Source organism: bacterium (assembly GCA_040757115.1).
GTDB lineage: Bacteria > UBA9089 > CG2-30-40-21 > CG2-30-40-21 > SBAY01 > JBFLXS01.
Map to the genome: position 1 here is coordinate 1 of JBFLYA010000169.1, position 8,197 is coordinate 8,197.

An 8,197-nucleotide genomic window follows, 5' to 3' on the forward strand; every position below is an offset into this window, starting at 1 on the left:
TTTCGGATTGTAATGAATCTTCATACTTACAACCCCCTAACCCCCTTTATATACTTACAACCCCCTAACCCCCTTTATATACTTACAACCCCCTAACCCCCTTTATTAAGGGGGAATATCTGTCCTCTACCTCTAATCTTTTCTATATTTGGGTGAGGGAATTTCGTGAAGCCCTATTAAAGTCCAACTGATCTTAAAGCCTGAGCAAGCCTTGGCTCTTTCCATGCGAACTCTTTAATCGCCTTCTCAAGTCTATCTTCCCTTTCCTCAAGTTCTTTTACCCTTTTGACAGCAGGGGCAAGAGCTGTCCTCCTATCCCAGATGACAAAACCAACAAGGGCAAACATTCCTGCAAAAAGGATACCAAATCCCGTAAGCATTAAATCCTTTAAATCATCTATTCTGGTATTCATCTCTTGCCTTAAATCGTCTATCCGTTTATCTATATGTTGAATCTCCTCCTTTACAATCTTTCTTATTTCCTCAATATCCTGCTTACTCAAATCTGCGTATGCTGGATGATTTAAAAATATTCCCAAGACTACCAAACTCAATATTTTCTTCATCCTTTCCTCCTTTTAGCCTTCTATCTTTTCAATCCGCACTCGGGTAGGACCTAAATAGTCTTTTTTAATTAAACTCAAGACATTTTTACCTGGGTGATGTGGAATAAAAACAACACCTTTTGGAGATTTACGAATGATTTTAGTTTTTACCTTAATTCCTGCTTCTCGCGAACTGACCTTGACTAATTCTTCATTTTCAATCTCTAATGCTTTAGCATCTTCTGGATTTATTTCGACAATCGACTCCTGACAAACCTCCATCAATGCGGGTGATTTTCCAGACATTGAGCCAGAATGAAAATGGGTATGCCCTGTTAGTAATAAAAAGGGATAATATTTGTCTTCTACGGGCAATTTTTCAAATGTTTGTGGCACAAACTTCCATTTAAGTCTTTGCGTTCCTTTGTCTGGTGTACTATAGCCTGGCACAAGGCTCTTTATTTCATCCATTACCTCTGCTGAATTAGAGTAATTTATCTCATAACCTAATAATTTTGATAATGTTATAAATATTTCGAGGTCTGATTTAGATTTACCTATTGGGGACAATGCCATATTCAATTTTTGCACCTTCCCCTCAACATTGGTAAAAGTCCCTTCTTTTTCGGCAAAAGCACAGGCAGGTAAGACGACATCGGCTAATTTAGCCGTTTGGGTTAAAAACATATCCTGAACAACTAAAAACTCCAGAGATTCTAAAGCCTGTTTAATCTGGTCTGAATCAGGGTAAGTTTCAATTGGATTTTCTGCCACAATATAAAGCCCTTTTACCTTGCCTTTTTCTAATATTTCTAAGGCAGATAGTCCTCTAAAAGATGGTAATTTCACATTCCAAACCTGTTCAAATTTTTCTCTTATTTTATAATCTGTTATTTCCTGATAACCGGGTAAAAATCCTGATATTGTTCCCATATCTACTGTGCCTTGAGAATTATTTTTTTCAAGTAAGATTCCTATTCCTGCACCTTCTTTCCCTAAATTTCCAGTAAGTAGTGCAAGATTTGCGGCAGATTGAGCTAATTTGACTTCCTCGCCAGGTAAATTCAAACCAGTAGAAATCAAAATAATCGCTTTTTGTGAATTACCATAAGTCTTAGCGGCATTCTTAATGAGTTCTTTATCTATCCCGGTTATCTTTGACACTTCCTGGGGGGTATATTTTTCAACTGATTTTTTCAGTTCACCAAATCCTTCAGTATGTTTTGAAATGAAATCCTTATCTACCAATCCCTCATTTATCAGGACATTAATGATGCTATTGAGCAGGGCAATTTCAGTTTTTGGATGGTGGATGAGGGAGAGGTTTGGAAGTTTGCTCATTTTTATATTTTTCGGATTTATGATGATTAATTTAGCCTCATTTCTTTTAACTGCCAGATTAACCTTTATACCAATTGTCGGATGGGTTTCTGAAAGGTCACATCTTAGAAGCACAATACAATCTGCTTTGTCAATATCCGAAAGAGAGATTGTCATCCCGGCAGAGCCTAAAGATTGCTTTAATCCCATAAGACCTGCGTAAGCGTAGCTGCCGGCATTATCAATATTATTAGTTTGCAAGCCCGCGCGCATAAGTTTCTGGAAGAGATAAACTTCTTCATTTGTCAGGCGACTACCACAAAGTCCAGCTAAATTATTAGCCGGAATTTCTTTAAATTTTTTAGCGATTAAATCAAGTGCCTCTTCCCAACTTGCCTCAATCAATTGGTCATCTTTTTTAATTAAAGGCGTTGTAAGTCTTTGTTGGCTATGAACATATTCAAAACCAAACCTACCTTTACTGCATAGATTCCCACCATTACTTGTTGCTTGAAATATTTTATTATCTTTAATTCCGAGGTTAAGATGACAGCCGACACTACAAAATGGGCAAATAGTCTGAACATTTTGTAATTCCCAGAGTCGGGCTTTATATTTAAAAAGTTTAGAAGTCAACGCCCCAACCGGGCAAATATCAATACACTGGCCACAAAATTCACAATTCAGAGCTCGGTCAAAATCTGTGCCTATTTTAGCTCTAATGCCCCGATTAACAAAGCTAACCTCGGCGACATCCTGTAATTCATCACAAATCCTGGCACATTTACCACACAGGATACAGCGATTTAGATTGCGTTCGATAAGGTGACTCTGATGGTCTATTGGCAATCTTGATTTTTCACCTTTAAACCTATTTTCTGCAACGCCATACTCATAGACTAAATCCTGTAATTGGCATTCACCGGCTTTATCACAAACAGGGCAATCCAGAGGATGATTAATCAGCAAGAGTTCCAAAATAGTCTTTCTCGCTTTGATAATATCCGCAGAGGTAGTTTTTACTACCATCCCATTAGTTGCTGGTGTAGTGCAGGAAGGGGTGAATTTTTGCCTTGTTCCTTCTACCTCGACAATACAAATTCGGCAGGCACCAAAAGGTAAAAGTCTTTTATCGTAGCACAATGTTGGAATATGACTTCCTGCTTTTTCGCAAGCCTCAAGGATTGTTGTTCCTTCTTCTACCTGTATTTCTTTTTCGTCAATAGTTAAACTTAACATTTCTTTACCTTATTATACAGAAACTAATCTTTTTTGAACGGTTACAGTCACACCGTATCCTAAACGGTTTAAAAATTCTTCACAATCATCCCATGTAATTCCAAATGCCTTCACATCACTTAGTCCTAAACAGCCGATGATTTCCCGTAAGGTATCAAAATTTACCTTATCAAATTCAGCTTCCATCATCATTGATTCTGCCCAATTTACTAATTCCTCTATGGTGAGCCGATGGTAGAGATAATCTATTAATTTTTGTGCCACCTCTTTACTTGTAACCTTCAATTGAAATTACCTCCCGTAAGTTTTATGTCCTTTATCTACCGGATATTTTTCATGAATTTCAACTAATTCCCCTTTTTCATTATAAATTTCTTGATAGAACCTAATTGTTTTTTCTGATGAATCAACTTCTTTAATATACTGAGCCTTCCATCCATAACGACCCTGAACTTCATAGAAATATCTTCGACCGCCATTTTCTAATTTCACCCAATTACCAAACTTTTGTTCATTCTCTCTTCGTTTATCTCTATCCATTAGTATCTCTACCTATCTATCTCCCCCAAAACAATGTCCAGACTGCCGATGATGGCAACGACATCTGCAACCATCATTCCACCTTCAATCATCCTGTCAATAGACTGCAAATTAGCAAAAGATGGCGGACGAATTTTTAAACGATATGGTTTATTTGAGCCATCTGAGATGATATAAAATCCAAGTTCTCCCTTTGGAGCTTCGATAGACTGATAGATCTCTTTTTGAGGTGGTTTAAATCCTTCAATGACTAATTTGAAATGGTGGATAAGTGCTTCTATGTCTGTCAAAACCTTATCTTTTGGTGGTGGAACAATTTTTGCCTCTTTGGCAATAAAATCACCCTCAGGGATTTGAGCAAGAGCCTGTTGGACAATTCTACAACTCTGTCTCATCTCTTCCATTCGCACCAAATATCTATCGTAAACATCCCCTACCCCTCTACCCGTAGGAATATCAAACTCAAGTTCACCATAGACACAATACGGTTCTACTTTACGAATATCCCATTGAACACCGCTACCTCGCAATGAGGGGCCAGAAAGGCTATAATTAATTCCATCCTCTTTCGAAATAATACCGACAAATTGGGTGCGTCGGAGCCAAATCTCATTTTTAGTCAATAAAGCCTCATATTCATCTACCTTTTTGGGAAATATCTTCACAAATTTTTCTACCTTTTCAACAAATCCTGTGGGTATATCTTGTGGCAAACCACCTATTCTAAAACAGGAGGTAGTGAGTCTTGCTCCACAGAATAATTCATAAATATCCAGGATTGCCTCTCTTTCACGAAAGGCATATAAAAATGGGGTATAGGCACCAATGTCAAGGGCATGAGTCCCTATCCAGACTAAATGACTGGCAATTCTATTTAATTCAGTAAGTATAACGCGAATATAACTTGCTCGTTTTGGGACTTCCAAATTGAGTAATTTCTCGACTGCCAAACAATAAGCCAGGTTATTGGAGACAGCGGCTAAATAGTCCAACCTATCCGTTACAGGCAAAAATTGGGCATAGGTCATATTTTCCGCCATTTTCTCTATCCCGCGATGTAAATAACCGATATGTGGAGTAATTTTGGTAATAATTTCCCCATCTAAATTTAACACCAGCCGCAAAACACCATGCGTGCTTGGGTGTTGAGGACCCATATTAATTGTTAATTCTTGAGTATCAGGCATTTTTATCTCCTGTTTTATCGTATGGGTTTAAATTTTTTTAAATATTTAGCCCTTTTATATAATTCAAAAGCAATTCTAATCTTTTTTTCAAAAGGTTCTTTGGCAAATATCATCCGACTCTCTTCTTTTGATTTAAAAATTTTCTTTCTATATCTTTCAATATCTTTTTGATTTGTTGCTACTACATTATTCATAATATTTTTTTACAAATTCATCAAACTTTTTATCTAATCCATATCTTTGCAAAATATCTGTCAAGAAAGATTTGTTTATCCTGGTTTGGTCTAAAAGTTTTATTAATTTATCCCTATCTTTCGGCCTATAGACTTTCAAAAATATTGCTATTAAGTATTCTGGCTTCATAATCTTAATATTCACATTTTTATATTTTACTGCGATGGCTTCTTTAACAGCTTCCTTTTCCAAATCTGTACTTGAAGGAATGAACTGAATTGGTATATCTCCTATGATAACATATTCTTTATGTGTCTTATATCCTTTTTTCAATAAGAAATCATAGAAAGGTGTTAATATTATTATCTTTTCTTTCGCTGGTGGAATGAAAAAAATATCTATGTCTTGAGTAGCAAATGGTTCGGTATAATAAATCGTAGCCACTGCTCCGCCAATTGCATAATCTTTAAGGATTCCCTCCTGACACATTTTATCAATTAGATTAAATACCCTTTCTATTCCTTTATTTTCATTTTCCTTTTTCATGAAATTTTTGACATCATCTATCCAATTTTCTCTATAAATGCTTTAGCTGGAGTTTCGTGAATTTTCTATGATTCCTTTCTCCTTTAATCTTTGCGTTCTTTGCGGTCGATTTCTTTGCATTCTTTGCGGTTAAAAAAGGATAAATCGCAAAGGGCACAAAGGGAAGAAAATAGGTAAAGCATTTTTTATCAACTCAACTTCAAAGAATAAGTTGCAAAAAAATCATCAGGCTTTTGAGCCTAATTTTGCCCTCTTTGAACAAAATAAACAGATTGATAAGGATAAAGAGAATTTTAGAAGTAGCATAAAATTTACGAAAGTCCAGTAAGTAAGTATGTATGTATTATACATCCTTTCTCTCTCTTAACCGATTCTACCTTTTAATCTCTTTTCCCCTTGCTGTCGGTTCATCTTCTATCCAATTTTTTCAATAAAATCCTTTGCAGCCTTAAAATACTCCTTGACTGCCTGGGTATTATAAATAAGTCCTCTATAATAACCTGCTATGTGCAAAGCATCATAAAGCATTTCAAACTCCCTCATCAACTTTCCATTATGAATAGCCAGATGCTTTCTTAATGCTTCTCTATATCCATCCACTGACTTTGGAATCTCTTTCTTTGTCATCTGCTTTTTTTTAATCAGATATTCGTTTATTGCCTCAAGAATGGCCAGATATGCTGTGGCAAAAGCCTCTCGGACAGGCTTAATATCAAGATAGGTATTATCTTCTATGGGAATAGATTTTAATATCTCCTTTGCATTATTTAAATACCTTAATGACTCCTTCATTCTTTCATATCTCCTTTATTTTTAAATTACTTAAAGTATATTATCTATTTCTCGCAAAGGCGCAAAGGTCGCAAAGGGAACAATATCATTTATCATCCTGTCCTGGCAATCACAACCTTAATTAATTCTATACATTCAGGACTATTTTTGACAGGATGAGACACACCCCTACACCTCTCTCAAAAAGAGATAGGATTGGCATGATTTTTTATCCTGTTCATCCTGTAACTCCTGTCAAAAGACCTGAATAGTTATCTATCAACAATAACTTTGGATAATTCATTTCCATTTATTGCAACCGTTCAGGTGTAAATAAGGGAAAAGGGAAAAAGAGGGAAAGGAATAATCGCGAATCGTGTCCGTGAGCCGTTAACCGTTGAAGAAAAACGAACACAGCTAACGAATAATTTATTTTTCCTTTTCCCCAGTTTCTCATTTTCCATATATTACACTATTACACAGTGAACGCTTATTTTTATCCATGTTCATCTGTGCTCATCTGTGGCTAAAAAACAAAACACGAAAGTAACTATTTACCACGAAGGACACGAAGAAAATTACAAGACTTAAATACCTCTTCGTGTCCTTCGTGCTCTTTGTGGTGAATAGTGACACTAAAAGAATCTCTCCAGCAATTTAACAAATGTAGGATTACAGAGGGTTAAGGCAAGAAGGGCAATGGCAATAAAGATATTTAACCTGAAATTAAGACTCTTAAACCTCTCATTCATCTCCTTTTCCAAACTTTTAAACCTTTCATCAACTACATTAAACCTCTCATCAATCCAATTTTTCATACCATTAAATCTTTCATCAACCATATTAAATCTTTCCTCAAAAATCTCTCTTGTAACAAGCTCTTTCTTTAACTCTTCTCTAACTTCTACCTTTATCATCTCTTTCTTTTCAACAATTACCTCTTTTGCCTTCTCGTCAATCGCGATTATAGCCTGTTCTATTGCCTTAGCAAATATCTCTGCCTTCCCATTATCCCCAAATGCCTCTTTTAATAGTTCAAAACAACTTCTTGGTAATGTATATGCAATCATTTTTTCACCTTCAATTATATTGAAACATAAAACTCAATCTTTGTCAAGAGAAATTTTTTAACTCCTGAACTGATAATTCACCTCATTTTTCTACTATTCTATTAGATAATCTATAAAAAAAGTCAGTAACTGTTCACCGCTCTGCAGTGAACGGTTACTCTTTCATTTGATTGCCTCCAGAGGATAATCCTTTCGTAAAGGATGTCCTTGCCAATCATCAGGCATTAAAATTCTTCGCAAATCAGGGTGATTATCAAATTCAACACCCAATAAGTCATATACCTCTCGTTCAAACCAATTCGCACCTTGCCAGATTCCAGTAACAGAAGAAATAGTCTCACCATCTCCAACCGCTGTTTTTATTCTTATTCGATGATTTTTCTCTATCGAATAAAGATGATAAACGACATCAAATCGTGGACTCCTCTCTGGATAATCTACCCCGCAAATATCCGATAGATAGACAAAGTTTAACTCTTCATTATCGTGAAGGAATTGACAAATTTGTAATATCTTATCATTTGAGACATAAATAGTCAAATCAGGCTCAGTTTCTACCTTCAAGATATCCTTTTTAAATTTATCTTTAATAATTTTTGTTATTTCCTGGTTAGTCATTCTTTGTTCACCTTATTTGCCACAAAAAGAAGCAGGGATAATTAGTAAAATAGCGAATTAGAGTAAGCGTTCAGGTGGTGTAACAAAAGGAGATGTGGAGATTAAGGAGATAGGGAGATATTATTAAAAAAATTGAAATTAATAGAAACTAATAGAAATTTATGGAAATTTGTTGTTTTCCACAATC

At 35.6% G+C, this 8,197-nt stretch carries 10 protein-coding genes; all 10 read right to left on the reverse strand.

Annotated features, from left to right (window positions below):
- Positions 1–176: 176 nt before the first annotated feature.
- Complete coding sequence (locus AB1422_13615) at positions 177–566, reverse strand: hypothetical protein (GenBank protein MEW6620349.1); 390 nt, start codon at positions 564–566, stop codon at positions 177–179.
- 12 nt (positions 567–578) lie between these two features.
- A complete protein-coding gene (nuoG, locus tag AB1422_13620; GenBank protein MEW6620350.1) occupies positions 579–3,104 on the reverse strand; it encodes an NADH-quinone oxidoreductase subunit NuoG in 2,526 nt (841 codons plus the stop codon).
- A gap of 12 nt (positions 3,105–3,116) precedes the next feature.
- Positions 3,117–3,389, reverse strand: coding sequence for a hypothetical protein (locus tag AB1422_13625; GenBank protein MEW6620351.1), 273 nt, complete (start codon positions 3,387–3,389; stop codon positions 3,117–3,119).
- A 6-nt stretch (positions 3,390–3,395) separates the two neighbouring features.
- Positions 3,396–3,644 carry a hypothetical protein gene (locus tag AB1422_13630; GenBank protein ID MEW6620352.1) on the reverse strand — a complete coding sequence of 83 codons (249 nt, stop codon included), beginning with the start codon at positions 3,642–3,644 and terminating at the stop codon, positions 3,396–3,398.
- Between the two features lie 8 nt (positions 3,645–3,652).
- Entirely contained in the window at positions 3,653–4,831 is a 1,179-nt protein-coding gene (gene nuoD, locus AB1422_13635; GenBank protein MEW6620353.1) for an NADH dehydrogenase (quinone) subunit D, read from the reverse strand.
- Positions 4,832–4,845: 14 nt separating this feature from the next.
- Entirely contained in the window at positions 4,846–5,025 is a 180-nt protein-coding gene (locus AB1422_13640) for a hypothetical protein (protein MEW6620354.1), read from the reverse strand.
- Entirely contained in the window at positions 5,018–5,551 is a 534-nt protein-coding gene (locus AB1422_13645) for a hypothetical protein (GenBank protein MEW6620355.1), read from the reverse strand. The genes AB1422_13640 and AB1422_13645 overlap by 8 nt, the downstream gene beginning before the upstream one ends.
- A 414-nt stretch (positions 5,552–5,965) precedes the next feature.
- A complete protein-coding gene (locus tag AB1422_13650; protein ID MEW6620356.1) occupies positions 5,966–6,343 on the reverse strand; it encodes a DUF5618 family protein in 378 nt (125 codons plus the stop codon).
- A gap of 614 nt (positions 6,344–6,957) precedes the next feature.
- Positions 6,958–7,392 carry a hypothetical protein gene (locus AB1422_13655; protein MEW6620357.1) on the reverse strand — a complete coding sequence of 145 codons (435 nt, stop codon included), beginning with the start codon at positions 7,390–7,392 and terminating at the stop codon, positions 6,958–6,960.
- A gap of 162 nt (positions 7,393–7,554) precedes the next feature.
- Complete coding sequence (locus AB1422_13660; protein ID MEW6620358.1) at positions 7,555–8,010, reverse strand: NADH-quinone oxidoreductase subunit C; 456 nt, start codon at positions 8,008–8,010, stop codon at positions 7,555–7,557.
- Positions 8,011–8,197 lie beyond the last annotated feature (187 nt).

Coding starts and splice junctions, on each gene's coding strand:
- AB1422_13640 (MEW6620354.1), bottom strand. CDS start 5,025: ATGAATAATGTAGTAGCAACAAATCAAAAAGATATTGAAAGATATAGA.
- AB1422_13655 (MEW6620357.1), bottom strand. CDS start 7,392: ATGATTGCATATACATTACCAAGAAGTTGTTTTGAACTATTAAAAGAG.
- AB1422_13650 (MEW6620356.1), bottom strand. CDS start 6,343: ATGAAGGAGTCATTAAGGTATTTAAATAATGCAAAGGAGATATTAAAA.
- nuoG (MEW6620350.1), bottom strand. CDS start 3,104: ATGTTAAGTTTAACTATTGACGAAAAAGAAATACAGGTAGAAGAAGGA.
- AB1422_13630 (MEW6620352.1), bottom strand. CDS start 3,644: ATGGATAGAGATAAACGAAGAGAGAATGAACAAAAGTTTGGTAATTGG.
- AB1422_13660 (MEW6620358.1), bottom strand. CDS start 8,010: ATGACTAACCAGGAAATAACAAAAATTATTAAAGATAAATTTAAAAAG.
- AB1422_13615 (MEW6620349.1), bottom strand. CDS start 566: ATGAAGAAAATATTGAGTTTGGTAGTCTTGGGAATATTTTTAAATCAT.
- nuoD (MEW6620353.1), bottom strand. CDS start 4,831: ATGCCTGATACTCAAGAATTAACAATTAATATGGGTCCTCAACACCCA.
- AB1422_13645 (MEW6620355.1), bottom strand. CDS start 5,551: ATGAAAAAGGAAAATGAAAATAAAGGAATAGAAAGGGTATTTAATCTA.